Here is a 26,138-nt window from a genome sequence, read left to right as displayed (position 1 = left end):
GGCTGCTGCTGTTGCGGTGCAGCAGTACAATGGCTGGCTCCCCGCCCCCATCGCGCCCCCGCATGAGCCCCAACGCTTCCCTGGCTGCGCGGCTGACGCCCCGTCAGCGCACCTTGATCATTCTTGCCCTGTCCCTGGGCGGCTTCGCCATCGGCACCAGTGAATTTGCCAGCATGGGCCTGATGCTGGAGATTAGCCGCGGCCTGTCGATTTCCGAAACCCAGGTCGGCCACCTGATCAGCGCCTACGCCATCGGCGTGGTGGTCGGCGCCCCGATCCTCGCCTTCGTCGGCGCCAGCTTCCCGCGCCGTAAGCTGCTGCTGGCACTGATGGGCTTCTATGCCATCGGCAACCTGACCAGCGCATTGGCACCAAACTACGGCACGATGCTGATCGCGCGTTTCGTCGCGGGCCTGCCACACGGCGCCTACTTCGGCGTGGCGATGCTGGTGGCGGCGGCGATCAGCCCGGCCGGCCAGCGCGGCCAGGCGATGTCGCGGGTGCTGCTGGGCCTGTCGATTGCGATCCTGGTCGGCAATCCGCTGACCACCTGGCTGGGCCAGCAGCTGAGCTGGCGCACCGCCTTTGCCCTGGTCAGCCTGCTGGCCATCGCCACCGTGGCGATGATCGCGCGCTTCCTGCTGCCGGACCCGGACGAAGTGCGCACTTCGCCGATGCGCGAACTGCGCGCCTTCAACACCACCCAGGTGTGGCTGGCGCTGGCAATCGGCGCCGTTGGCTTCGCTGGCATGTTCTGCGTGTTCACCTACCTGGCGCCGACCCTGGTGCAGGTCACCGGCGTAGCCGAATCGTGGATGCCGCTGGCGGTGGGCGTGTTCGGCATCGGTGCGATCATCGGCAACATCGCCGGTGGCTGGCTGGTGGACAAGTTCCACTTCAAGGCCGCCGCGGTGGTGCTGGTGTGGTCGATCGTGATGCTGCTGCTGTATCCGCTGGCCGCGCAATCGGTGTGGACCATCGGCCCGATGATCATCACCGTCGGCACCATGGGTGCACTGGCCGCGGTGCTGCAGACCCGCCTGATGGACGTGGCCGGTGAGGCGCAGACGCTGGCCGCTGCCTCCAACCATGCCGCCTTCAATACCGCCAATGCACTCGGCCCGTGGCTGGGCGGCATGGCGATCAGCGCCGGCTTCAGCCCGGCCAGCACCGGCTATGTCGGTGCGGCCACTGCGATCGGCGGCCTGCTGCTGTGGTGCGTGGCAGTGATGCTGGACAGGAAGCGCAAGGCCACCGCCGGCAGCCACTGAACACGGCGCCGGCTCGTCAGCTGCTGCCCGCGCGGCGGCGGCGATCCGGACGCAGCAACGCCGTATCGCCGGCCGCCAACGTCGGTCGCGCCAACTTACCGCGCCGTACGCGGTCCAGCACCCGCCGCGAGTTGGCCGCGCAGTCGATGCCCTCCGGCCGTGCCTGGATGTCCTCGATCAGGGCCAGCAGATGGGCCCGGCTCTGTGCCAGCCGCAACTGCAGCGCCTCGATGTCGGTCACCTTCTGCTGCAGCATCGTGATCAATGCGTCGTGCTGCCACTGGCCCATGTCCGGTGGCAGCAGGGCGCGTATCTCCTCCAGGCTGAAGCCGGCGCGCTGCGCACCGGTAATCAGCTCCAGCAACAGCACCGCCTGCTCCGGGTAGTCGCGGTAGCCGTTGGCCTGCCGCTGGACCACCAGCAACCCGGCCTCTTCGTAGAATCGGATGCGCGACGCTGCCAGGCCTGTGCGCCGGGCCAGCTCACCGATCTTCATCTGCCTGAATCCTCGACATCGGAACCTGTTGACCTTCAATCAAACTTGAAGGTTAGCGTAGCGCCATTCCCCTGTCCTGGAGCTGTCCGATGTCGCTGTTCTCGCCCCTGGCACTACCCTCCGGTGCCGTCATCCGCAACCGCATCGCCAAGGCGGCGATGGAGGAAAACATGGCCGATGCCGACCACGCCCCCTCCGAAGCGCTGCTGCAGTTGTACCAGCGCTGGGCCGACGGCGGCGCCGGACTGATCATCACCGGCAACGTAATGGTCGATGGGCGTGCCATGACCGGGCCGGGCGGCGTGGTACTGGAAGACGATCGTCACCTCGACCGCTTCACCGCCTGGGCGGACACTGCCCGCTCGCGGGGTGCGCAGATGTGGATGCAGATCAATCACCCGGGGCGGCAGATGCCGGCCGCACTCGGCCAACCCGCGCTCGCGCCGTCAGCCGTTGCTTTGCAGATGGGCGCGCTGTCCAAGCAGTTCGCACCGCCGAAGGCGATGACCGAGGACGACATCGACGCGGTGATCGCGCGCTTCATCCGCAGTGCCGAGCTGGCCGAGCGCGCCGGTTTCAGCGGGGTGGAGATCCATGCTGCGCACGGCTACCTGCTCAGCCAGTTCCTGTCGCCGCTGTCGAACCAACGCAATGACCGCTGGGGCGGCAGCCTGCACAACCGCGCGCGCCTGCTGCTGGAGATCGTGCAGGGGGTGCGCGCGGCCGTGGCGCCCACCTTCGTGGTGGCGGTGAAGCTCAACTCCGCCGACTTCCAGCGGGGCGGCTTCTCGCCCGAGGACGCGCGCGCCGTGGTGGAGATGCTGGCGCCCCTCGGCGTGGATCTGGTCGAACTGTCCGGCGGCAGCTATGAAGCACCGGCCATGACCGGCGCCGCACGCGACGAACGCAGCGTGGCCCGCGAAGCGTACTTCCTCGAATTCGCACGCGAGATCGCCACGGTGGCAACGATGCCGCTGATGGTCACCGGCGGCATCCGCCGCCGCGAAGTGGCAGAACAGGTGTTGACCAGCGGCGTGGCCATGGTCGGCATCGCCACCGCGCTGGCGATCGAGCCGGATCTGCCGCAGCACTGGCAGCAGGGCCGCGACCCGGTGCCGACACTGCGCAACATCAACTGGCGCAGCAAGCCGCTGGCGGCCAGCGCGCACATGGCCGCAGTGAAGTATCAGCTGGGCCGGTTGAGCCGGCACCGCCCCACCGCGCCAGGTATCTCACCGGCCTGGGCACTGCTGCTGGCACAGGCGGACGTAAAGTGTCGGACCCGCCGCTACCGGCGCTGGATCGGCGCCAGCGTCATCGCACATTGAGCCGCGCGGACTTCTCTTCACCGCAGCGATGCTCCACCATCTGCAGGATCGGCGACACTCCGCCGCCGGTCGCAACTTGGAGATGGAAGCCACGTGGCAGCAGGATCGACCAGGAACCGCGAGAAGCTGCTCGACGACCTGCTCTCGCTGGGCCGCAACTGGGCACTTGCCATCGCCATCGCCGGTGCCGGCGCGGCCGTCCACTACAACGAATCGGTCTACGAGGCCGGGCTCTGGCGTGGCCTGCTGCCCACCCTCTGCTTCCTGGTCGCGATCATCTGGATCGTGCTCAGCATCATCCGCTTCGACCTGACCCTCCAGCAGCACTTCGAGCGCAAGCGCACGCGCTGGCTCAGCCGCCTGCTCTACGTGGTGCTGCTCGGTACCGGTATCACTGCCGTGTTCTTCGTGACCGAACTGGCGTCCAACAACCACATCGCAAGAATGTGCGACGCCGTGGCCAACGAACCGGCCAGCCGGATCCACAGGTCCGCCGAGTGCCAGCGCCTGTATCAGCATCGGGCGGCCTACCGGCAACGGCTGGAGTCGGCCGAGGGCGAGTTCGACTGAAGCCTGCGCCGGCTTCGCATCGCGTGCGCGAAAAACACATGGCGTGGATATGCCGTCGGGCACAGTGGCTGCGCCTCCCTTGCAGCGAACGAACGCCGCCGACATGCACCACCCACCCGCCCCTGCCCGTCACGATGCCATCGCCCTTCAGGCCGGTGTACTCGGCAGTGTGTTGGGCGTGACGCTGTTCAAGGCGATCGCACTGTCCGCACTGGCGAGTGGATCCTTGATGGTGATCGGGCTGTGGCTGCTGGCCTGCGCGCTGCTGGCTGCCTGGGCACTGGCCGCCTGCCTGGCCTGCCTTGCGCTGAGCCGGCGCGTATTCGTGCTGATGCTGGCGCTGAGCATGATGCTGATGATCTGCGTCGCCTGATCCCAGCAGGCGCGGGACTATCGCGCATCTGTTACAGAATAACAAGTGCGGTTGGTCGGATTGTGCGTGCCCGGGGTCACGGATTTGAATGCCATGGCCAGCCCGGCACCACCCGAGACCTCCCCATGACCCTGCAGCCCCTGCTTCGCGCCTCCCTCACCACCGTTGCCCTGGCCTCGCTCAGCGCCTGTGCCACCTATGACGACAGCAACATGCATCAGGCCTGCCAGGAATCACCGCATCTGAAGGACCTGCCGCGCGAAGTGGCTGCCCGCGAGAGCCGCTGCAACAAGGGCATGGAAGTGTGGTCGAGCGAGCGCAAGGGCAGTGACAGGCCGATCGACCTGAGCGGCAGGAAGAAGGATCTCTGAGCCGCCTGGCATCTTGATCGTTCCGATGCATGCGGATGACCAGCCCGTCACGATCAGAAGGGCAGGATAACGCCTCCCCACCGCGACGACTTTCCCGATGCCGGCCACTGGTCACCCTGTCATCCATGCCTTTGAAGCTGTGTTCGACCTGTCTGGCGGAGTGGAGCGCATTACGGCGCTCACTGTCATCTGCCGGCATTGTTCTGAAACCCGCTCGGCCAGCGAAGACAACTTGGTCCAGCTGCCGGGCGGTGCCTTGTTCCGCTGCGATGGATGCGGCAGTCATCAGGCGGTGAGCCATGCGCGGGTTGCCGATTGGCAGGTGAATTCGCTTCTGGGTGTCTGAGGCTGGAATACGACGGTGCCATGACGCAGGCTGTTGGCGCAGGGATGATGGTGAAGTCAGAGGCCGCCCCGTGAGCCACCTCGTCGGCCCGAAGGGCCGATGACGGCCAGGGCGCAGGACCTGTGCAGAGCGCAATGACATCACCTCGGCTAAGCTGCGGCACCTTTCTTCGCGCACGGCCATGCATCCCTTCCCCCTTCCTGTCTCGGCACCCGATCAACTCGCCTACCGGCTGCTGCAGGACAGCGACTGGGCCCGCTCCGCCGACGCCGCCAACGCTACTCCCGAACTTCGCGCTCTGCTGGCGATGATCCTGGATTCTCCGGAGCCGCTGTGGATCGCATGGGGCCGCGACAACAAGGCGTTCTTCTTCAACGATGCCTACCTGCCGATGCTGGGCGGCAAGCTGCACGGCGCCATGGGCAGCCGATTGGAAGACGTCTGGGCGGACGTCTGGGCCGACGTCGTCGATGCTGTCAACGACGCCTTCGGCGGCACGAGCCGCAGTTTCAAGAACATGCCGTTGATGATGGACCGTGATGGCACGTTGCGCGAGACATTCTGGACGTTCTCCTACTCGCCGCTGCGTGCCGGTTGCGGAGGCGTGGCCGGCATCATCTGCGTCGTCAGCGAGCAGACCGAACGGGTGATCGAGCGCGACCGGCACACGCGCCAGGTAGCGGCCATCACCGAGCAGGCACGCGAGGCCCACCTTGAACTGGTACGCGCCCGCGAACAGCTGCGGCAGTCGCAGAAGCTGGAGGCCATCGGCCAGCTGACCGGCGGCGTTGCACACGACTTCAACAATCTGCTGCAGGTCATCACCGGCTCCGTGGACATGCTGCTGCATACCTGGCCAGCCGGAGATGCGCGCCTGCGCTATGTACAGGCCATCGAAACCGCCGCTGACCGCGCCACTCGCCTGACCGCCCAGCTTCTGGCGTTCTCGCGTAGACAGAGCCTGTCGCCGCAGGTGTTCGACCTTTGCGAGAGCGTGCGCGCGCTTTCAGACATCATCACCACAGTACTGGGTGCGCGCATCTCCGTATCAGTAAACCTGCCCGACGCCCCGTTGCCGGTACTGCTGGACCGGACCCAGCTCGACACCGCACTGATCAACATCGCGGTGAACGCGCGCGACGCCATTGACGGCCACGGCAAGGTGACGATCGATGTGGAACAGCTGACATCGGTGCCTTCCGTGCGGTTCGCGGCGCCGATGAAAGGCAACTTCGCTGCGATCAGCGTCAGCGACACCGGTGCCGGTATCGATCCGTCCGTGGTGGACCGGATCTTCGAGCCATTCTTCACCACCAAGGGAGTGGGCGCGGGCACCGGGCTTGGCCTCAGCCAGGTGTTCGGCTTCGTCAAGCAGTCCGAGGGCGAAGTGGACGTACAGAGCCAGGCCGGTGTCGGTACGCGCTTCACGTTGTATCTGCCGCTGGCGCAGGAAAACGCCACCATCGAGCTGCCGACCACGCAACAGGGGCTGCTGCATGGCCACGGATTGTGCGTACTGGTGGTGGAAGACAACGTGGATGTGGCCGAGTTTGCAGTCGGGGCGCTGCGCGAGCTTGATTACAACGTCGTACTCGCGCGCAATGCCGACGAGGCACTGGCGGAGCTCGAGCGCGACGCTGCGCGTTTCCACGTGGTGTTCAGCGACGTGGTCATGCCCGGGACCAATGGGCTGGATCTCGCCCGCACCATCCGCAGCCGCCTGCCCGATCTTCCGATCATTCTCACCAGTGGCTACAGCGAACTGCTGGCCCGCGATCCAGGCCACGGTTTCACGCTGCTGCGCAAGCCCTACTCACTGAAGCAGCTGGCCTCCGTGATGACCGAGGCCAGCCGTCGCTCGCAGACGATGGTGACTGCGCTTTAGCCGGCAGATCACCGCGTCGGACCGGTCCAGGAAGCAAGCGCCGAATCAAGGCCGGGCATATCTCCTCCTATGCCGCAGGTCCAGGCAACGACGCCATCCGGGCGCACCAGCACCGCCCCCAGACCCGATGCCACATCTCCAGTATCTGCGGCGCAGGCGATGGAAGGCTGCCAGCGTTGGTCATGCTGCGGCGGCGAAGACGCCGGGTCGAAAACAATCAGCGCCCCCTGCCCCGCTCTCAGCAGTTCGCCCAGGCGGCGGCCATCGGCCAACCGGAAGTCCGGCGCGCTCCTGCCGACCAGCGGGTGCTCTCCGCCAAGTTCCAGCTGCTGCGAAACACCCCAGATCCGCTCGGCCAGATACGTGGCCCCATCGCGGGTGCCGGCCAGGTCGGCCATGATCGCTGCCAGCGCGCGCGAGCCGGCCCCGGGACGCATCAGCGCAACCTGCGCGCGCGACCAGTCCAGCACCTTGGTGCCCACCGGATGGCGCTCAGACTGATAGTTGTCCAGCAGCGCCTCATCAGCCTTGCCCCGCACTACGGCGGCCAGCTTCCAACCGAGGTTCATCGCATCGCCGATGCCAAGGTTCAGCCCCTGGCCGCCCAACGGTGAATGCATGTGCGCGGCATCACCTGCCAACAGCACACGGCCGCTGCGATAGGCCGTCGCTTGGCGCGCAGCATCGGTCCATGTCGTGGCCAGGTGCAATGCAGTGATCGTTGCCTCGCGGCCAGACACCCGCCGCAGCAACGCTTGCGCGGAGTGCCGGTCCAGTGGCGTGCGATGGCCCGCGCCACCGTCGAAATCGGCCAGCGCCAGCAGGCCTGGCGGGTTGAAATTGCACATCCCGTGATCGGTGAACTGTCGGCCCGGTGTGAGTACACACCCATCTGCCAGTTCGACCAGCAGCGTGTAACCGGTGAACTCCGGCCCGGTTCCGGCAAAGATGAAGCCCGATTGCTTGCGTACCGTGCTGCGGGCCCCATCACAACCGACCAGCCAGCGGCCGTGGACCCTGCCGGAGCCGATGTGCACGGCAACCTGCGCCTCGTGCGCATCCACCGCCTGTACCGCACGCCCGCGTTCGATGCGCACGCCCAGCGCAATCGCACGTTCGGCCAATACCGTTTCCAGGGCCTGCAGCTCCACCGCCATCTGAGTGCCCACTGGCGTCGGCAGGCGCCAGCTCCAGCGCGTGCGGTCGACGTCGTCCAACGCAAACGGAATGCCGGCGAAGTGGCCACCCAGCGCCCGCGGTTGCGCCAGCCAATGGGCGGTGCCTAGCGGCGGCGCGCCCTTGTCGGGCTTGAGCACCTGAGTCGCGACGACCGCGTCCAACAGGCCACGCCGATCCAGTGCCTCCAGCGTGGGGACGTTCAGGCCGCGCAGCCCGAATGGCAGGCGCTTCAACGGCGAATCAGCGGACCCGGCCTGTTCCAGCACCAGCACCGAACACCCGGCATGGGCCAGTTCGCAGGACAGGAACAAGCCAACCGGGCCAGCACCGGCAATGACGACGTCGTACAGCATGGAGATTCCTTGTGAGCGCCGGGTCGGCGCTCTGGCGGGACAAATGCTACACTCGGTGTACCTTTTCACACGTGAACCACCCATGACCCCGCTTCCTGGCCGTCGCGAGCAGCGCAAAGCCGAGACCCGACAAGCGATTTCCGACGTCGCCACCGAGCTGATCATCCGGCGGGGCTTCGAGGCCGTCTCCATGTCCGAGATCGCCGAAGCCGCGGGCGTCTCACGCAAGACGGTCTTCAACTACTTCGCCAGCAAGGAAGACCTGGTGTTCGATCGCGATGAGGAGGCGCGCACGCTGCTGCGCGAGGGCATGATGGCGCGCAGCGGAATGACCCCGCTGATGGCCTTCCAGTCACTCGTGCGCGAGTTGCTGGAGGCGGGCCATCCACTGCTGCGCATCAATGCCGGTGCTGCCGCCTTCTGGGGCACCGTGGCGGAGAGCCCGGTACTGGTCGCGCACGCGCGACGGCTGCAGGCGCAGTTGACTGACGATCTGGCGCAATTGATGGCCGACGCTGTCGGCCGGCCCGGACATGACGCCGAAGGGCGATTGGGCGCGGCCATGCTGCTGGCGTCGATGGTGGCGGCCTATGAGAAAGGACTGGCAAGCCAACTGCAGGGCGAGGACCCGCGCGAGGCCATGCTGCAGCTGATCGTGCGCGGCGCCAACGGGGTACTGGTGGCCTTGGCGGGCACCCCATATACGGACCCCGGCGCGCGTCCATAGCGCATTCGGGGGATAGGTTTCGAAGTGTTGCAAATGCTAATCTTTCTCATTTGCAGACACATAGCCCCTCCCCAATGCCCCTTCCCACACCCCTGCAACGCGCCCTGTACCTGGCACTGACCCTGCCCTTGGCACCGCTTGCCCATGCTGCCGAGTCCTCTACTGCCGCGCCCAAGGACCTGGACAAGGTCGAGGTTCGCGGACGTGCACAGGCGCTGTACCGGGTGGACGATGCCGCGGTCGGCACCCGCACGGATACACCGCTGGAGCTGGTCCCACAGTCGATCCAGGTCATCCCGCGTGAACTGATCGACGACCAGGCGGCGCGTCAGGTAACCGATCTCTATCGCAGCATCAGCGGCATCAGCTATTTCAGCTATGCCGGGGTGACCCTGCGCGGCTTCCGCCAGGAGAACGTGCTGTATGACGGTCTGCGCGGCGACCCGTATGCAGGATTCTCGGTGCCGCAGTTGTTCAACATCGAGCGCGTGGAAGTGCTGAAGGGACCGGCAGGCGCGCTGTATGGCGGGGGTGATGCGGGCGGTGTCATCAACTACGTGACCCGCAAGCCCAAAGCCGCTGCCGAGCGCCGCATCGAGGTCCAGCTGGGCGACAAGGACTTCCGTGCCGGATCGATCGAGGGTACCGGGCCGTTGAATGCCGCCGGCAGCGTGCGCTATCGCGCCGGGCTCTATGCCGACAATGAAAAGGGCGTGCGCTGGAACACCGACAGCGAGAGCGTGATCGGCGATGCCTCGCTGGCCTTCGACGTCGGACAGACCGGCGAACTGGTGCTGCAGTTCACCGACATCACCCAGAACCTTGGCGGCAACCGTCTGCGCGGCGTGCCGGTCAACGATGCAGGCACGTTTCTGACCGACCGCCGCTGGAACCACAACGAGGCCAGCGACTTTCTCGACATGCGCGCCAAGGTGGCGCTGGCGCAGTACCGCTTCGCGCCGCTCGACACGCTGGACCTGGACTTCGCCGCCCGCTGGTTCAGCAACAACGAGCACCAGATGTACCACGAGCCGATGGGCCTGCTCGATCGTGACCGCGATGGCGTGGCCGAATGGATGACCCGCCAGCTGCGCAACCAGATCCGCGACAACGACGCATTCACTGCCAACGGCAATGCAGTCTGGCGGGTGACCACCGGCGCGGTGGAGCACAAGGTGCTGTTCGGCGCCGATGTATACCGGCTGGATGCGGACTTCACCGCACAGACCGCGAACAGCGCTGACCTTGCGCGTGGCGCCGGGCCGGTGCGCGGCATCGACCTGTTCAATCCCGTGTACGGCGCCAGTACCTGGCACGACTACAACCTGGCGGCCCTGCCCTGGCGCAGCACGTCCACCCGCAGCAAGCGCTATGGCGGCTACCTGCAGGACGAACTGGCACTGGGCACACGCTGGCATGTGCTGGCCGGGCTGCGCTGGGATGGCTTCAAGGATGAGGACCGCATGGGTGGCAGCAGCGTGGATGGCAACGATCTCAGCTGGCGGCTGGGTAGCACGTTCACCGTGCGCGAGGGCCTGAATGTCTACGCCAACATCGCCAATGGTTTCGTGCCGCAGAGTGCCGCCAACCAGAACCCGGCCGCTGGCGGACCGTTCGATGCCGAGCGCAGCAAGCAGTGGGAAGTGGGCATGAAGTCGCTGCTGGCCGACCGTGTGACCTTGAACATGACGGCCTACCGGATCGACCGCAGCAACATCGTGCAGGCCACCGGCGAGGTGATCGGTGGCGTGAACCAGTTGGCCGCGCTGGGCCTGGTACGTAGCACCGGCATGGAGCTGGACCTTCTGGCCGACCTCACCGAGCGCTGGGTGCTGAACCTGACCTACGCCTACAACGATGCGCGGGTGAAGGACGCCGGCCCGAATGGCATCACCAACGCCTCCGGCGACCGATTCGCCAATGCGCCGCGCAACAAGCTGGGACTGTGGACGCGTTATGACCTGCCGGCGATCAACTCCGCCATCGGCTTTGGCGCCGATCACGTCGGCGAACGCCTCAGCCTGGATGGGCAGACGGTCAAGGCCTACACCGTGTTCGACGTGAGCTGGAAGACCACGTGGAGGCAATGGCACTTCCAGGCCAACGTCAAGAACCTGTTCGACAAGGTGTACGCGGCCAGTGGCTTCATTGAACGCAACGGGCATTTCCCCGGCGAGCCACGGCGGGTGTATGTGCAGGCGGCCTACAGCTTCTGACACAGGGCTGCGAACCATGATGACAGGGGGAGGCGGCTGCCCACCTCCCCTCCCGGCATCAGTGCGAGCAGGCCACCAGCATCGAGCGGGTGGTCATCTGGGTGGAGGTGAAGCCGTTCTTGTTGCCCACCGCGATGGCGTTGCCGTCGTCGCCATCCTTGCTGAAGACCACATAGCCGCCTGGGCATATCTGCCCGGCCTTTTCGTAGCAACCACTCCAGGAGCTGGAGCCGCTGCAGTCGATGGAGACGCCGCGTCGGCCATCGGGGGTAACGGTCATCCTGGCGGTGGTGCAGCCACTCAGCGCGGCCACGAACAACAACGGAACGAACAACTTCATGGGTACTCCAGGGGGTGGGATCAGCGAAAGGGCGCCAAGGCTGGAGTGCCCGGATTGCGCGAACCTTGCGCCGACATCCGCTTTCCTGCGTCCATTACAGCCTTGCGGGACATCGGGAAGGCACGCCATGTTCACGCAATGTTCCTGTCATACGGTGCCGGCGCGTGCCGAACCGCCCCGCCACGCCCCCTTCCTGCGCAAACCCCGCCGATGCACATCCTGCTGATCGAAGACGAAGCCGAACTGGCCGCTACCCTGAAGTCCGCCCTGCAGCGCGAGCGCTACGTGGTGGACCTGGCCAACACGCTGGCGCTGGCCCGCGAAGCGGCCCTGTGCGGATCGCACGACCTGGTATTGCTGGACCGCACCCTGCCCGACGGCGACGGACTGGGATTGATTTCGCTATTGCGTGAGCGCAACCCCGGGGTGCCGATCATCGTGCTGAGCGCGCTGGGGCAGCTGCCGGACCGCATCGCCGGCCTGGATGAGGGCGCGGACGACTATCTGGCCAAGCCCTTCGCACTGGAGGAGCTGTTCGCCCGCATCCGCGCTGCCGGGCGCCGGCCGAGCGGCATGCAGGTGGAACTGGTGAGCATCGGCCGGTTGGTGTTCGACCCGGCATCGGGCGAGGCGAGCGTGGGCGGGCAGCGGCTGGAGCTGCCGCGCCGTGAGATACGTGTACTGGCCGCGCTGGCCCGGCGTCTGGGTCGCACCGTGCTGCGCGAGTCGATTGAAATGGCGGTGTATGGATTCGATGACGGCATCCATTCCAACACGCTCGATTCGCACGTATCGCGCCTTCGCCGCAAGCTGGCCGATGCCGACGCAGGAGTAGAGATACACGCCATCCGCGGTGTCGGCTATCTGATGCGGGAAGCCAAATAATGGCGCGTCGTCCATCGCTGAAGCGTCCGTTGATCGTCAAAACGCTGATCTATCAGCTAATGGCGTTGCTGGTGGCGTTCTTCGCGCTGCTGATGGTGCTGATACGTGCCGACAGCGGTGGCTACTACACCATCCAGACCTTTGCGCCGGTGGCCGCCGACGCGGTGCACCGCGACCGCAATGGCGAACTGTACGTGCAGAACACACCGGAACTGGCCGAACTGCTGAAGATCGTTCCCGGTGCATGGTTCATCGCCGAGGATGAGCATGGCCACTACGTTACGTTCGGACCTGTGCCGCCGGCCTATGCCTCGCTGGTAGGCGCACTGGATGGCATCCCCTTTGGCGACCTGCGCGGGCGGGATCGCAGCGATGGCCTGGCCGTCGTGGTCCGCCAGCACAGCGGGCCGGCCGGCAAGCTGACCATCATGGCCCATGGCGAAACCGATACGCTGACCTGGCAGATGGCGCTGGCGGCACACATCATCACCCTGCCGATCTTCCTGCTGCTGGGCCTGGCCACCATCGTCCTGACACCGATCATCGTGAGACGGGCCCTGGCCGGGGTGGAGCGCATCGCCGAGGAAGCCCGCAACATCTCCGCCAGCCGCCGCGGTGTCCGCCTGACAGAAACCGCCGTGCCTGTGGAGATCGCTCCGTTGGTGACGGCGGTGAATGAAGCACTGGAGCGGCTGGACGAGGGGCACGAACGGCAACGCCGCTTCATCGCCGCCGCCGCGCATGAGCTGCGCACACCCATTGCGATTCTGAGGGTAAAGGTCGATGCGGCCGACGACGCCACCTCGTGCAGCCTGGCCGTGGAAGTGGCGCGACTGGCGACGCTGGCAGAGCAGCTGCTGGATCTGCACCGCATGGACGAAGACGGGCCGAAGGAAACCATCAACCTGGCGCGGGTGGCCAAACGGGTGGCCGCCGATCTGGCGCCGCTGCTGATCCAGTCGGACAAGACCGTAGCCGTGGCGGTGGAATCACATTTCCCGGTGCTCGGCGAGACCGGCGCAGTGGAACGGGTAATTTCCAACCTGGTACTGAATGCTGCCGAACATGGCGGACGCCAGATCATCGTGCGCATTCAAGGCAGCTGCCTGGAGGTCGAGGACGACGGCCCCGGCATACCGGTCGACCAGCGCGAACGGGTTTTCGAACCCTTCCAGCGGTTGCGGCCACGGCAGACAGGCGCGGGCCTGGGGCTGAACCTGGTGCGCCAGGTGATCGACCGCCACGGCGGCCACGTCACGATTCTGGATGCGCCGGGCGGTGGTGCATTGATCCGTGTCGAGTTTCCATTGCATCCGGGCGTGACCAGCACGCCACCGCTGGAGCACTGAACACATCGCATGCACCTGTGTAACCGGCGCCTGTCCATGCGTGGCCAGGAGCGAGGACAGGCAAGGTTGCGGCAATGTTCGCTGGACAGCATCGGGGTGTGGCACCTGCCGTGCCACCGCGTTCCTATCTGACAGGAAGCCTGCATGTGACCCAGGGAGCTCCCCCACCGTCCCCTTCCGCACGCACTGTGCCACCGCGGAATTCGTCGGGACTTACGGCTGCCGCATGGAATCGCCGCCCACACAATGTCCGCGCGCCCGGCCTGCAACATTGGCCGCTTTGGCTGCGGACAGTCCCCGATATCGAGCGCGCTGGCGTGTTGATGCGGCTGTTCGGCGCGTTGTTTCTGCTGCTGCCCGGCATTGCGCTGATGGCTTCAGCGTATCGGCATGCGAGCACAGCGGTGGCGACGGCCGTGCTCCTGTTCGTTGCCGTGCATGCTGCGCTGCATGGGCTGGCGGCATGGCGGGCGGCAACCCCGCACCCAACGCCACCGCTGCTGCGCGCCCTGGACGGCCATGCCGCTGGGATAATGATTGCCAGTACGCTGCTGATCGCCATCGGTGCAGGAATGGCGAAGCTGCATGCTTCGACCTTCCCCTGGTTGTTGGCCAGCGCGGCGATTCAACTCTGCGCTGCGCGCATCGCAGGTCACCGGCTGCGAAATGCACTGCTGGTTCTCGGTAGCGCCCTGCAGTTCATCGCCGTGGCACTGCTCGCTCTTCATGCCGCGCGCTGACACAACGATCGCCCCGCAAGGTTCGCGCAACCCAGCGCATCGAGACTCGACGCCCAACCACGTCTGCCCCGACAGACGTGTGTCTCTTCTGTCGCAAGGACCCCCGATGACCTGTCTCTTCTGGTTGCTGAGCCGATGAGCACCGTACCCCGCAAGCGCCGCCGTGCGCTCATCGTCGCTGCCGGCCTGCTGTGCTGCGCGCTGACTCTGTTCGCGTGGTTGCGGCCCGCACCACCTCCGCACCTGCAGGTTGCACCGGTCGCTCGCAGCAGCATCGAACAGGTGGTGGAGGCCACTGGCACGCTGAAGCCCTCGCAACTGGTAAGCGTGGGTGCACAGGTCTCCGGACGCATCGAAACCCTGCATGTAAAGCTGGGCGACAAAGTGAAAGCCGGCGATCCCATCGCCGACATCGACTCGCGTACTCAACGCAATGCATTGCTCAGCGCGCAGGCCGCACAACGCACCGCGCGTGCCAACCGCGATGCGCTGGCCACCGACCTGCGCCAGTTCGAGCTGACACTGCATCGGCAGCAGCAACTGGTGGCCTCGCAACTGGTGGCCCGCGCCGACTTCGATACTGCCAAGGCCAAGGTCGATGCCACCCGTGAACAGGTCGCTGCGCTGGACGGTGAAGTGGCGCGCCGACAGACCGACGTCGATGTTGCTCAGACCAATCTGGAGTACACCCGCATCACCGCCCCCACCGACGGAACCGTACTGGCCGTGGTCGCGCGCCAGGGGCAGACCGTGAATGCGGTGCAGAGCGCCCCCACCATCGTGATGCTGGGCAACCAGGACGTGATGACGGTGTACGCCGAGATCTCCGAGGCCGACGTCGTACACACGTCTGTTGGCCAGGAAGCATTCTTCACCATTCTTGGTGATGCCGGCCGCCGCTACAGCAGCACGTTGCGGGATATCGCGCCAGCGCCGGAATCCATCACCAACGAAGACAGCTCCAGCCTTGCTGCACCGGCAGTGTCGGGTGGCAGCCGCACGGCCATGTACTACAACGGCCAGTTCGACGTGGATAACGCCGATGGCCGCCTGCGCAGCTACATGACCGCGCAGGTCCGCATCGTGCTGGGCCGAGCCAACAACGTACTGACCATTCCCTCGGCCGCATTGGGTGCGCGCGCCGCCGATGGCAGTTACAGCGTGCAGGTACGTGGTGCCGACGGCCGCGCCAGCACGCGGCGCGTCACTACCGGGCTGGATGATCAGATCCAGGTGGAAGTACGCACCGGGCTGAAGGAAGGCGAACAGGTCGTGCTGGCGCAGGCCGACGCCGAAGCCACCAGCGCACCCACGCAGTCCAGATGAGCACGACCACGACCGAGCCGCTGCTGCGCGTTCGCGGCGTACGCCGCGAGTTTGCCGCAGGCGAGCAGACATTGGTGGTACTCGACGGCATCGACCTGGATATTCACGCAGGTGAACTGGTGGCCATCGTAGGCCAGTCCGGTTCGGGCAAGTCCACGCTGATGAACATCCTGGGCTGCCTGGATCGCCCTTCCGCCGGTGTCTATCAGATCTCCGGGCGCGAGACCGCGCAGATGTCGCCGGATGAACTGGCCGAACTACGCCGCGAACACTTCGGCTTCATCTTCCAGCGCTACCACCTGCTGACCGATCTGACTGCACTGAGCAATGTGGAAGTGCCTGCGATCTACGCCGGCATGCCTGCCGATGCACGCCATGCGCGTGCGGCCACGCTGTTGTCGCGGCTTGGCCTGGGCGAGCGCATGCAGCATCTTCCTGGTGAGCTATCGGGTGGCCAGCAGCAACGCGTTTCGATTGCACGTGCGCTGATGAATGGCGGCGCAGTGATCTTCGCCGACGAACCTACAGGTGCGTTGGACACGCATTCCGGCAAAGAAGTGATGAAGATCCTCGGCGAGCTGCACGCCGAGGGCCATACCGTGGTGCTGGTTACGCATGACATGGCCGTGGCCGAGCACGCGCAGCGCATCATCGAAATCCGCGATGGGCGGATTGCGGATGATCGTGCAACCGGTACTGGTCTGTCAGCGGGCGTGGCGACGCCAGCCGTGACCCAGCCTGTGGGCAACAGCGGCTGGCGGGTCTGGCGGGACCGTTTCGCTGAAGCCTTCCGCATGGCATTGCGCGCGATGAACGCCCACCGCATGCGCACCTTCCTGACCATGCTCGGGATCATCATCGGCATTGCATCGGTCGTAGCGGTGGTGGCACTGGGTACCGGCGCACGGCAGGCCATCCTGTCCAACATCTCCTCGTTGGGTACCAATACCATCGAAATCTATCCCGGATCGGGCTTTGGCGACCTCCATTCCGCGCGGGTGGAAACACTCACTCCCGGCGACAGCGTGGCCCTTGCCCGGCAGCCATTCGTGGACAGCGCCACCCCCGGTGTTGCCACCAGCGGCACTGCCCTGCGCGGCAATCGTTCGGCCAGCGTGCAGGTGCAGGGCGTCAGCGAGCAGTATTTCCGCGTGCATGGCCTGAAGCTGGGCGAAGGCGCATTCTTCGGCCCACCGGGTGTGAGCGGCTACCAGCAGGTCGTGGTGATCGACGCCAATACCCGCGCTCGCTTCTTCGCTGCCGCGGACAATCCCATCGGCCAGACCCTGCTGCTGGGCAACGTGCCTGTGCGTATTGTGGCCGTGGTGAAGAAAGATGCCGGTGCTGCCGGCGATGCGTCACTGCTGCGGGTATGGCTGCCTTACACCACCGCCATGGCACGCATGCTGGGGCAGAGCCACGTGTCCAGCATCACCGTACGCGTTTCCGATGCGATCAGCATGGAAGCGGCCGAGCAGGCCATCGGACGATTGCTGACGCGGCGTCATGGCAGCACCGACTTCTACATGAGCAACAACGCGCAGATCCGTGAATCCATCGAACAGACCACCGGCATCCTGACCATGATGATCAGCTCCATCGCGGCCATCGCATTGGTGGTCGGCGGGATCGGCGTGATGAACATCATGCTGGTGTCGGTGACCGAGCGAACCCGCGAGATCGGCGTACGCATGGCGGTGGGTGCGCGCCGCAGCGACATCCTGCAGCAGTTCCTGATCGAATCGGTGCTGGTCTGCCTGCTCGGTGGTGTACTCGGCATCGGCGTGGCCCTTGCGTTGGGCGCGGCTCTGGAGCTGGCCGATGCGGGCTTCAGCCTGGTGTTCTCCGTCAACTCGATTCTGGCCGCCTTCGCCTGTTCCAGCCTGATCGGCGTTGGCTTCGGATTCCTGCCGGCACGACGTGCCGCACGGCTCGATCCGGTGGAGGCACTGGTCCAATAGCCAATGCATCTACCTGTGTTGACAGCAGGTTCGCGCAATGTCCGCAGTGTGTACTACGGCTACCGAGAATGTCTGCACAGGAGCTGGACGATGTTTCTTAGAACAGGAAAGCCCGCACTGCTGCTGGTAGCTGCCGCGCAGCTACTGGTGTTGATGCCCTACTCCAGCGACGCCCACGCACAGCGTGGCGATCGCTACAGCCCAAACTGGAGCCAGGACTACCGTGATCGGGAGCGCGATGCATGGGAGCGGCGCGAACGTGAGCGGGAACGCGAGCGCCGGCACGACGCCAAAGCCACCGGCGTGGTAGTGGGCGTGGTGGGTGCAGCGGTGGTGGCCGGCGTGATTGCCGCTGCTGCCAAGCGCGAACGCGAAGTCCGCGAGCGCGCCGACTACTGCATGAACCGCTACGGCAACTACGACCGCCGCAACGATACCTATCGCGGCACCGACGGCTACACCTATCCCTGCCGCTGATTGACCCTCAACAAGGACAAACACCCCATGACCAGAACTGCTCTGTTGATTGCCTTGGGCGCTGCCCCATTACTGGCCGAGGCCGCACCGGCCGACCCGAAACAGGCCTACATCGATTCCACGTTCACCGCGATGGATACCAACAAGGATGGACGCGTCGACAAGTCCGAGTACGCAGAATTTCAGCAGGGCCGTTTCAACAAGCAGGCCGATTCAATCAATGCCGCATTTGCCGCGATGGACAAGAACAAAGATGGAAGGATCAGCAAGGATGAAGCCATCGTGGTGCCGGAGATCGCGAAGTACTTTACTGGCCTGGACACCGATGGTGATGGCTATCTGTCACTGAAGGAAATGCAACAAGCCATGGTGGCCGCTCAGACTGCAGACGCGCCAACAAAGTAAATCCAGGGCGGGGCGCTGAAGATGGATGCACATCCGGACACGGTGCGGGCTGAACACACCCTCTTCCCACGTTAGCCTCCGAGGTGCCCATGGAGGGCTATCAACGGAGTGAAGCATGAAGATTGGATTCAAGCTGCCTGTTGCTATTGCGGCTGCTGCACTGACCCTGGGAATCGGCAGTGCCTCCGCGCAGTCCCGCTGTACCCCGTGCTACACCGCCTACGAGGCTTGTCTGGCGGCGGGCAATGGCGAGAACGTCTGCTACCCGGCGTTTGCCCGTTGCCTGCGGAACAGCGGCTGCACCATCCCGTAAGTCACGCATTGCCGTGATGTGTGCCGCCCCCCATTTTGGGGGCTGGCACTGGTGCGCGCCACATTCCATGCGCGGCTGACAATCAGCTCAGGGCGAACGCTTGAAACCACGATAGGTTTCACCCCACTCGCGCATGGCCAGCAGCACGGGAACCAGCGTGCGCCCGAACTCGGAAAGCTCGTATTCCACCTTCGGCGGCACTTCCGGGTACACGTGGCGGATCACCACCCCGTCGGCTTCCAGTTCCCGCAGCTGGCTGGTCAGCATGGACTGGGTAGCGTTGGGCACACGCCGCGTGAGCTCCATGAAACGCCGCTTGCCTGTCATCAGGTGGAACAGAATGATCGGCTTCCACACGCCGCCCATGACCGACAGCGTGACTTCCACCGCGCAACCGCTCTTGCCGTCCCAACGCTTGCTACGCATGCATACTCCGGAAAACCATAGTACCTACGGAAAATCATCGTTCTTGTTGCGATAGTGGTGCGAGCCTAGCATGGGTTCATCCATTGAACGTGAGACCGCACCATGAGTTTCAAGGCACTGCTGACCCGCAAGACCAACGACGGCGTTTCCACGGAGCTGGTCGATTTCGATGAAGCCAACCTGATGGATGGCGACGTGCTGGTGCAGGTCGAGTACTCCACGCTGAACTACAAGGACGCGCTGGCCCTCACCGGCGCGCGCCCGGTGATCCGGACGTTCCCGTTGATCCCTGGCATCGACCTGGCTGGCGTGGTGCTGGACTCCAGCAGCGTCGACTTCAAACCCGGCGACCGCGTTGTGCTCAATGGCTGGGATCTCAGCATGGGCCACCACGGCGGCCTCGCCCAGCGCGCCCGTGTTCGCGGCGAATGGCTCAACAGGATTCCCGGCAACCTGAGCACCCGCGACGCCATGGCCATCGGCACCGCCGGCTACACCGCGATGCTGTGCGTGCTGGCACTGGAAGATGCCGGCGTGACGCCCGATAGGGGCGACGTGCTGGTAACGGGGGCCAACGGTGGCGTCGGCTCGATCGCGGTGGCGATCCTTTCAAAGCTGGGCTATCGCGTGGTGGCCGCCACCGGGCGCCCGGAACACGCCGAGTATCTGCACAGCCTGGGCGCCGCCGAGATCATCGACCGCGCGCAGCTTTCAGAACCGCGCGAGCGGCCGGTGAGTGCCGAGCGCTGGGCCGGCGTGGTCGATGTGGCAGGCGGCCCTACCCTCGTCAACGCCCTTGCCGAGACGAAGTACCGCGGCGCAGTGGCCGCGTGCGGGCTGGCGCAGAGTGATGAGCTGCATGGCTCGGTGCTGCCCTTCATTCTCCGCAACGTGACGCTTGCCGGCGTGGATTCGGTGAATGCGCCGCAGGCCGTTCGCCAGCGTGCGTGGGACCGGCTTGCCACCGACCTGGACCCGCAGAAGCTCGAAAGCACCGTGCAGCTGATTGGGCTTGCCGAAGTGCTGGACGTCTACGACCAGATCATTCCGGGCAAGGTGCGTGGGCGGATTGTTGTGGATGTGAATGCCTGACGACAGGCAGTCCCGCGGTGGCACGCTGCCGCCGCGGGGCCGATGCCGTGCTCTGCGTCAATGCAGCGCTATTCTGAAACTTCAATCGGCAGCTTGCATTCGCTGCGGAATTTCCCCGCTTTCCGGTCCAGTTCAGCACGTAGCTTCAGAATCTTCGCCAGCTTGCCGCGCATCGTCGCGATGGGCAGCACGCCCTTGGCGTAACTTTCCGTCACACCCAGAGCGTTAGGCGCACCGCGGATGTGCCACACCAGTTTTTCCAGGCCCGTACCGTAAGCCAGCAGCGTATCCAAAGACAGAAAAGCCCTTCCGCCGAGGTCTCCGTTTCGGAGGCGATTCCAGTCCATACTGCCCGTCAGGCTGGTGGAGTAGACTGAAAACTGCTTGTTCGGATCTTCCGACCGATACAGGTGTATCCAGGTGTGTCCGGGATCCTTCGGCTCCTGGCCGATCTCCTTGGCGTCAAAACGGAAATCCATGACCACTACAACCTCGGCCTCTGGAACAACCTTCTGGCGCGTCGCGTCTTGTGGCCAGTAGTAATTCAGGGTCCAGCTGCTGGCCATGCCAGTGCCGAATGGCGTGCTGTTTGACGTCCATTCGTAGGTGTCGCGCGATGCCGTGGCACCCGTTGCTGCGTCCACCTCTCGGGACACACTCCATGTTCCATCCGCCTCTTCAGTCCAGAAGCCACAGAACAGTGATGGGGTGGGCGATTGCGCCGCCGCAGGCAGTGCTGCCAAAGACAGTACAACAGCCAGAAGGCAGTTGCGGCCAGATGTAGAGAACATTCCTGCAGGCATTGGATTCCTTCCCGGGGCGCCATCCACGCAGTGGTCGCAGCCATCCGCTACGGCATGGCGACAGCCTAACCCACTCCGACCGCACGGCAACAGTCACGCGCCTGATCAAGCCCCCTTATCATGGGGCTGTAAGGGCGCTTTACGCCCAGTGACGTACGCAAGGCAGTATCTTGATGTCTATGGAATGGCGCCCCTCGGGCTGGGGCCAGCGTGTGACCCGCTCGCCGGACTGGCGGCTGCGGCTGGATGGCGAGCATGTCGAGCTTCTGATTGAAGGCCGGCAGTACCGCCAACACGTCGATGATGACCAGCGTGTGCGGGTTCTTCCGGGCCTGTTCTGGGCTAGGGTTGCGCTGCAGAGCGAGGACGGCGAAACGCTGTCCGTGGACGGCCTGCCCAACGGCCAGGCTTCCCGCCTCGCGGGTGCTGTCCAGCAGGTGCTCTTCGCGCGCACCACACGCGGGCGCAAGGCGCTCTTCGAGGACATCCTGGAGCAGATCCAATCGTGGCTGGCCGAGGCCGACGCCCTCACTGACCGGGGCACCGCCGGCCGCCGCTGGATCACCCACGAACAGCAGCATATCCTGCTGGCCGAGCGCCCCACCCTGCCCTTGTCGCCGGCCGAGCTGGAACGGCTGTTCCTCGATGAGGATGTGCACGACGACCTGCACTCCCATAGCCATCGTGCCGCATTGGATGCCCTGCACGACTGGCAGCTGGATTGGCCCGCCGTATGGGGGGACGCCAATGCGACCATGGCGACGCGGGAGTTGGTGCTGGCCAAGGACTTCCTGGACCGGGTCGAGAGCAAGCCGCTGACCGAGGAACAGGCCCGCGCCGTCATCTGCTTCGACAACCGGGTCCAGGTCGTGGCCGCGGCCGGCTCAGGCAAGACCTCCACGATGGTCGCCAAGGCCGCTTATGCCATTGACCGCGGCTTTGTCGAACCCGAACGCATCGTGATGCTCGCCTTCAACAAGGATGCCGCCAGAGAGCTTGAAGAACGCGCACAGCGTTCCTTCGACCGATTAGGCATGGGCGACATCACGATTGAGGTACGGACCTTCCATGCACTCGGCCTGGCCATCATCGCCAAAGCCACGGGGCGCAAGCCCGATATCCCGGAATGGGCCATTGACGCCACGCTGGGCTTCAACAAGCTGGCCGAACTGGTGGACGACCTGAAGGATCGCTCGACCCACTTCCGCACCCAATGGGACATGTTCCGCCTGGTATTCGGGCGCGACCTGCCGCCATTCGGCGCGGAAATGGAGGCCGACGGCTACGACCGCGATGGCATGCCCTACATCCGCACCCTGCAGGGTGAGCGGGTGAAGAGCCTGGAAGAGTGCGTGATCGCCGACTGGCTCTTCTACAACGGCGTGACGTACGACTACGAGCGGCGCTACGAGTTCGATACCGCGACAGACACCCACCGCCAGTATCGCCCCGACTTCTATTACCCGGACGCCGGCCTGTATCACGAGCACTTTGCGCTGGATGCCGATGGCCAGCCGCCGGCGCACTTCGCCCATTACGCCGAGGGCATGCACTGGAAGCGCCAGCAGCATGCGGCACGGGGCACCGCGCTGGTCGAGACGACGTCGTTTGGACTGCGCAGTGGACATGCCCTGCAGGATCTTGCGGAGAGGCTTGACGGGTCCGGTGTCGAACTCGACCCCAACCCCGACCGCGAGCTACCCGAGCAGGGCGCAAAGCCCATGCCGGACGCGGACCTGATCGGGCTGATGCGCACGTTCATTGCCCACGCCAAGAGCAACTGCCTGACGCTGGATGACATGGCCGAGCGCCTGCGACAGATGCCCGAAGATCAGTTCAAGGAACGGCATCGACGCTTCCTGGAAATCGCCAGCCCTGTCTTCCAGGCCTGGGACAAGGCACTGGCTGACGAGCACGGCATCGATTTCGAAGACATGCTCAACATGGCGGCCGGACTGCTGGAACAGGGCCGCTATGAATCGCCCTACGAACTGGTGATGGCCGACGAATTCCAGGATGCCTCGCGCGCCCGCGCTCGCCTATGCCGCGCCTTGGTCAGTAAACCGGGGCGCTACCTGTTTGCGGTGGGCGATGACTGGCAGTCGATCAATCGCTTCGCCGGCGCCGACGTTTCAGTGATGACCGGATTCCGCGAATGGATGGGGCAAGGCCAGGTGCTGAAACTGGAGCAGACATTCCGCTGCCCGCAGGCGCTTTGTGATGCTTCCAGCCGCTTCATCAGCCGCAATCCGGTGCAGATCGCCAAGGCGGTTCGTTCTGCGACGCCGGCGGTGGGCCCGGTGTTGCAGGCGTTCCAGATGAACCGACGCGAAGAAATGCAGGATGGTGTTCGCCAGTACCTCACCAGGCTGCATCAGCAGTTGTCGTCCGGGGCGGTGCCACAAGGGCGCAATGGACGCGTGACGGTGTTCATCCTGGGGCGCTACCGCGCCGATCGCAGCGCGATGCCTTCGGACTGGAAGACAGCCTTTGGCAGCACGATGGACGTCGAGTTCCTGACCGCTCATCGCTCGAAGGGGCGCGAGGCGGACTATGTCATCCTGCCGGGCATGGTCAATCGCGGCTTCCCGAGCCTGCGCGCGGATGATCCTGTGCTTTCCTTGGCGATGCCGGATGGCGACACCTATCCACTGAGCGAAGAACGGCGTTTGTTCTATGTGGCGCTGACGCGAGCGCGACGGTCGGTTGCCATGTTCACCCTGCAGGGCAAGCATTCGCCGTTCCTGGATGAGCTGGTGCGGGACGGCGCCGTGGAAGTGACCACGATTTCAGGCGCAGCCATCCACGAAGCACGCTGCCCGGTGTGCAAGGTCGGCGTGTTTGTGGACCGCAATGGGCCGCATGGGGCGTTCCGGTCGTGCTCCAGTTACCCGTTGTGCCACAACAAGCCGAGGGGTGGGCGTCGGGGATGACTGCATCCCGCCCCTTTCAGCACGCACCCGCCCGCCTGCATCAGAAGGCACTTCTACGCCATGGCGTCTCCGGAAAAGAAAAAGCCCCGGTTGGACCGAGGCTTTCGTCTGGATGGTGGCAAGACTGCGGGCATCGTAAAGACCCTGCAAATCCCCACGATGTGTTCTTACGGGATAATGCAACCGTTCGCACGCATGCATTGCGTATAGTTTCGGATGCAGATGCTCACGTCTGCGCCTGACGCCTCACACGCTCTGTACTGGACCTCGCAGACGGTACAAGGGCCGGGGGCTTTCGCCGTGGCGCTACTGATTCCAAAGGTCAACGCACAGGCCGCAATAGCAACAGAAAGCTTGAATCCAATCTTCATGCCATAACTCCGTTGATCGCCCTCCTTGGGCATGCGCAGCCTAGCGCGGGTGACTTGTACATTCAAATTGACCGGCACAAGTCTCTGCGCCTGTGTATCAGAACCGCTTACGGTTCTTGATTTTCCTCTGTCCTATCGGAGTCCCGATCAAAGGAAGGCATCCGTTTGTCCGTTCACTTGCCCTTGTGGGCGGATGGGTGGATGAATGGCAGCCAGGGCCGTAGAAACGAAAAAGCCCCTGTTTCCAGGGGCTCTTTGAAACAACTGGCGGAGAGAGTGGGATTCGAACCCACGGAAGGTTTGACCCTTCGCCGGTTTTCAAGACCGGTGCCTTAAACCGCTCGGCCATCTCTCCAATCGGGTCCCGGTCGCCCGGGCAGCGGCGTATTCTCGCACGTGAAGGGCATTTGCCCAAGACCACCCTTGCCCCCGCCCTTCGCATCCGGCACGGTGGGGCCTTCACTGCAATCGGAGCCCCCATGGCCCACCTCGACCTGGCCAACCTGCGCACTACCCTGCTGGACGACACCCAGCTGGCCGCTGTGGCCCTGCACCGCACCTTCGCCGGGCACCTGCCGGTCAGCAGCGGGCACGTGGTGGTCTGCGATCCGCTGGTGCAGGCCGAGGCGCCGGCGCTGGCCGACTACACCGCCCCGCTGGGGCGGCATCCGGTCGAGATCATCGTGCACAGCGGCCGCCCGGCGTTGGCCGTGGTCTGGTTCAAGCCACGCGAAGCTCTCACCGCGACCGCCCTGCACTGGCAGATGGCGCGCTGGACCACGCAGGACCTGACCGGACTGGATGAGGACAGCTTCATCGGCTACCCGGTCGACGCCGGCATCGGCTGCTTCATGGATACCGACACCCAGCAGGCACTGCTGGCCCTGATCGAACGGGCCGATGGCGACGAAGGCGGCGAGTGGTCGGATGCGCTGATCGACCATGATGGCCTGGACGAAGGCACCGAATACCGCCCCTGGGGCGAGGACTCACCGCATGGCCTGGTCGTATTCACCAGCGGCTGGGGCGACGGCGTTTACCCCAGCTACTGGGCGCTGGATACGTCCGGCATTCCAGTCGCTCTGGTCACCGATTTCCTGTGCATCCAGGGCGGAGACGGGCGCGACGAGCGCGAGATCGCCGACCAGGCCTATCGCGACAGCCTTCCATCCGAAGAGGCTGAAGCGCTGGCACGGCTTGTAGCGGCGGTGGAACGCGATGATGCGAACGCACTGCGCGACCTGCTGAAGGCTGCGCCACAGCGCGCCAACCAGATCGAGCCTGGTTGCGGCGGCACCGCCGTGTTCGAGGCGATCCGTCTGGACCGTCCAGAGGCATTGCGGGTACTCCTGCAGGGCGGCGCGTTGCCGGCAATGCCCGAGCGGCTGCACATGAGCAAGGTGACCAGCTACCTGGACTATGCGCGCTTCCTGAAGAAGCCGCGCAGCGCGGAGCTGATGGCGGTGCTGGAAGCACCGGTCATTGCCGAGCCCACACCGGCCGCACCGCCGCGGCGCGGCTTCTGGGTCCGGCTGTTCGGCCGGAACTGACCGGGGCCGGAAAGCAGCAACGCCGGGCATGGCCCGGCGCTACCGTTTCACA

At 65.0% G+C, this 26,138-nt stretch carries 25 protein-coding genes and 1 tRNA gene; 20 read left to right on the top strand and 6 right to left on the bottom strand.

What is annotated here, in order from left to right; genetic code table 11:
* Positions 1 to 62: 62 nt before the first annotated feature.
* Positions 63 to 1,271 (top strand): MFS transporter, encoded by a 1,209-nt coding sequence (locus RI032_RS16925; protein WP_322547363.1) that lies wholly within the window; start codon positions 63 to 65, stop codon positions 1,269 to 1,271.
* 16 nt (positions 1,272 to 1,287) lie between these two features.
* Here RI032_RS16925 and RI032_RS16920 read toward each other — a convergent pair whose 3' ends face one another.
* Positions 1,288 to 1,767, bottom strand: coding sequence for a MerR family transcriptional regulator (locus RI032_RS16920; protein ID WP_043398672.1), 480 nt, complete (start codon positions 1,765 to 1,767; stop codon positions 1,288 to 1,290).
* 89 nt (positions 1,768 to 1,856) lie between these two features.
* On the opposite strand from RI032_RS16920, the gene RI032_RS16915 reads away from it, so the two are divergent.
* The 6 genes from RI032_RS16915 to RI032_RS16890 all read left to right on the top strand — a co-directional run bounded on the left by RI032_RS16915 (position 1,857) and on the right by RI032_RS16890 (position 6,640).
* Positions 1,857 to 3,095, top strand: a complete 1,239-nt coding sequence (locus RI032_RS16915; protein WP_322547362.1) for an NADH:flavin oxidoreductase/NADH oxidase family protein — start codon at positions 1,857 to 1,859, stop codon at positions 3,093 to 3,095.
* 93 nt (positions 3,096 to 3,188) lie between these two features.
* The gene (locus tag RI032_RS16910; RefSeq protein ID WP_010484832.1) at positions 3,189 to 3,665 is read left to right on the top strand and encodes a hypothetical protein; all 477 of its coding nucleotides are present in this window, start codon (positions 3,189 to 3,191) and stop codon (positions 3,663 to 3,665) included.
* Between the two features lie 103 nt (positions 3,666 to 3,768).
* A complete protein-coding gene (locus RI032_RS16905; protein ID WP_010484830.1) occupies positions 3,769 to 4,038 on the top strand; it encodes a hypothetical protein in 270 nt (89 codons plus the stop codon).
* A 125-nt stretch (positions 4,039 to 4,163) separates the two neighbouring features.
* Complete coding sequence (locus tag RI032_RS16900; RefSeq protein WP_322547361.1) at positions 4,164 to 4,409, top strand: hypothetical protein; 246 nt, start codon at positions 4,164 to 4,166, stop codon at positions 4,407 to 4,409.
* A 97-nt stretch (positions 4,410 to 4,506) separates the two neighbouring features.
* Positions 4,507 to 4,755 (top strand): hypothetical protein, encoded by a 249-nt coding sequence (locus tag RI032_RS16895; RefSeq protein WP_005410137.1) that lies wholly within the window; start codon positions 4,507 to 4,509, stop codon positions 4,753 to 4,755.
* Between the two features lie 181 nt (positions 4,756 to 4,936).
* Entirely contained in the window at positions 4,937 to 6,640 is a 1,704-nt protein-coding gene (locus RI032_RS16890) for an ATP-binding protein (RefSeq protein WP_049455406.1), read from the top strand.
* Positions 6,641 to 6,648: 8 nt separating this feature from the next.
* Here RI032_RS16890 and RI032_RS16885 read toward each other — a convergent pair whose 3' ends face one another.
* Positions 6,649 to 8,172 (bottom strand): FAD-dependent monooxygenase, encoded by a 1,524-nt coding sequence (locus tag RI032_RS16885; RefSeq protein ID WP_322547360.1) that lies wholly within the window; start codon positions 8,170 to 8,172, stop codon positions 6,649 to 6,651.
* 82 nt (positions 8,173 to 8,254) lie between these two features.
* Here RI032_RS16885 and RI032_RS16880 point away from each other — a divergent pair, with 82 nt between their 5' ends.
* The gene (locus RI032_RS16880; RefSeq protein WP_043398660.1) at positions 8,255 to 8,899 is read left to right on the top strand and encodes a TetR/AcrR family transcriptional regulator; all 645 of its coding nucleotides are present in this window, start codon (positions 8,255 to 8,257) and stop codon (positions 8,897 to 8,899) included.
* 74 nt (positions 8,900 to 8,973) lie between these two features.
* The gene (locus RI032_RS16875) at positions 8,974 to 11,115 is read left to right on the top strand and encodes a TonB-dependent siderophore receptor (protein ID WP_322547359.1); all 2,142 of its coding nucleotides are present in this window, start codon (positions 8,974 to 8,976) and stop codon (positions 11,113 to 11,115) included.
* A gap of 58 nt (positions 11,116 to 11,173) precedes the next feature.
* Here the strand turns inward: RI032_RS16875 and RI032_RS16870 are convergent, their stop codons facing one another.
* Positions 11,174 to 11,455, bottom strand: a complete 282-nt coding sequence (locus RI032_RS16870) for a hypothetical protein (protein WP_322547358.1) — start codon at positions 11,453 to 11,455, stop codon at positions 11,174 to 11,176.
* A gap of 210 nt (positions 11,456 to 11,665) precedes the next feature.
* On the opposite strand from RI032_RS16870, the gene RI032_RS16865 reads away from it, so the two are divergent.
* The 8 genes from RI032_RS16865 to RI032_RS16830 all read left to right on the top strand — a co-directional run bounded on the left by RI032_RS16865 (position 11,666) and on the right by RI032_RS16830 (position 18,911).
* Positions 11,666 to 12,340, top strand: coding sequence for a response regulator transcription factor (locus RI032_RS16865; protein ID WP_019338179.1), 675 nt, complete (start codon positions 11,666 to 11,668; stop codon positions 12,338 to 12,340).
* A complete protein-coding gene (locus RI032_RS16860; RefSeq protein WP_322547357.1) occupies positions 12,340 to 13,689 on the top strand; it encodes a sensor histidine kinase in 1,350 nt (449 codons plus the stop codon). The genes RI032_RS16865 and RI032_RS16860 overlap by 1 nt, the downstream gene beginning before the upstream one ends.
* A 323-nt stretch (positions 13,690 to 14,012) precedes the next feature.
* Positions 14,013 to 14,429, top strand: coding sequence for a hypothetical protein (locus RI032_RS16855; RefSeq protein ID WP_322548276.1), 417 nt, complete (start codon positions 14,013 to 14,015; stop codon positions 14,427 to 14,429).
* 135 nt (positions 14,430 to 14,564) lie between these two features.
* Entirely contained in the window at positions 14,565 to 15,755 is a 1,191-nt protein-coding gene (locus RI032_RS16850) for an efflux RND transporter periplasmic adaptor subunit (RefSeq protein WP_134958468.1), read from the top strand.
* Positions 15,752 to 17,716, top strand: a complete 1,965-nt coding sequence (locus RI032_RS16845) for a MacB family efflux pump subunit (protein WP_322547356.1) — start codon at positions 15,752 to 15,754, stop codon at positions 17,714 to 17,716. The genes RI032_RS16850 and RI032_RS16845 overlap by 4 nt, the downstream gene beginning before the upstream one ends.
* 90 nt (positions 17,717 to 17,806) lie before the next feature.
* Positions 17,807 to 18,193 (top strand): hypothetical protein, encoded by a 387-nt coding sequence (locus RI032_RS16840; protein ID WP_322547355.1) that lies wholly within the window; start codon positions 17,807 to 17,809, stop codon positions 18,191 to 18,193.
* Between the two features lie 27 nt (positions 18,194 to 18,220).
* A complete protein-coding gene (locus RI032_RS16835; protein WP_322547354.1) occupies positions 18,221 to 18,598 on the top strand; it encodes an EF-hand domain-containing protein in 378 nt (125 codons plus the stop codon).
* Between the two features lie 115 nt (positions 18,599 to 18,713).
* The gene (locus tag RI032_RS16830) at positions 18,714 to 18,911 is read left to right on the top strand and encodes a hypothetical protein (protein ID WP_049455411.1); all 198 of its coding nucleotides are present in this window, start codon (positions 18,714 to 18,716) and stop codon (positions 18,909 to 18,911) included.
* 87 nt (positions 18,912 to 18,998) lie between these two features.
* Here RI032_RS16830 and RI032_RS16825 read toward each other — a convergent pair whose 3' ends face one another.
* Positions 18,999 to 19,337, bottom strand: coding sequence for a winged helix-turn-helix transcriptional regulator (locus RI032_RS16825; RefSeq protein WP_049412996.1), 339 nt, complete (start codon positions 19,335 to 19,337; stop codon positions 18,999 to 19,001).
* A 102-nt stretch (positions 19,338 to 19,439) separates the two neighbouring features.
* Between RI032_RS16825 and acuI the strand changes: the two genes are divergently transcribed.
* Positions 19,440 to 20,429 carry an acrylyl-CoA reductase (NADPH) gene (gene acuI / locus RI032_RS16820; RefSeq protein ID WP_109813642.1) on the top strand — a complete coding sequence of 330 codons (990 nt, stop codon included), beginning with the start codon at positions 19,440 to 19,442 and terminating at the stop codon, positions 20,427 to 20,429.
* A 68-nt stretch (positions 20,430 to 20,497) separates the two neighbouring features.
* Here acuI and RI032_RS16815 read toward each other — a convergent pair whose 3' ends face one another.
* A complete protein-coding gene (locus RI032_RS16815) occupies positions 20,498 to 21,232 on the bottom strand; it encodes a hypothetical protein (protein WP_322547353.1) in 735 nt (244 codons plus the stop codon).
* Between the two features lie 179 nt (positions 21,233 to 21,411).
* Between RI032_RS16815 and RI032_RS16810 the strand changes: the two genes are divergently transcribed.
* Positions 21,412 to 24,165, top strand: a complete 2,754-nt coding sequence (locus RI032_RS16810) for a UvrD-helicase domain-containing protein (protein ID WP_322547352.1) — start codon at positions 21,412 to 21,414, stop codon at positions 24,163 to 24,165.
* A gap of 636 nt (positions 24,166 to 24,801) precedes the next feature.
* On the opposite strand, the gene RI032_RS16805 is transcribed toward RI032_RS16810, so the two are convergent.
* Positions 24,802 to 24,891: transfer RNA gene (locus RI032_RS16805), tRNA-Ser, on the bottom strand.
* Between the two features lie 124 nt (positions 24,892 to 25,015).
* On the opposite strand from RI032_RS16805, the gene RI032_RS16800 reads away from it, so the two are divergent.
* A complete protein-coding gene (locus tag RI032_RS16800; RefSeq protein WP_322547351.1) occupies positions 25,016 to 26,086 on the top strand; it encodes a DUF4241 domain-containing protein in 1,071 nt (356 codons plus the stop codon).
* Positions 26,087 to 26,138 lie beyond the last annotated feature (52 nt).

Source organism: Stenotrophomonas geniculata, from assembly GCF_034508895.1.
GTDB classification, from domain to species: domain Bacteria; phylum Pseudomonadota; class Gammaproteobacteria; order Xanthomonadales; family Xanthomonadaceae; genus Stenotrophomonas; species Stenotrophomonas geniculata.
This window is presented reverse-complemented; position numbering and strand designations above follow the sequence as displayed.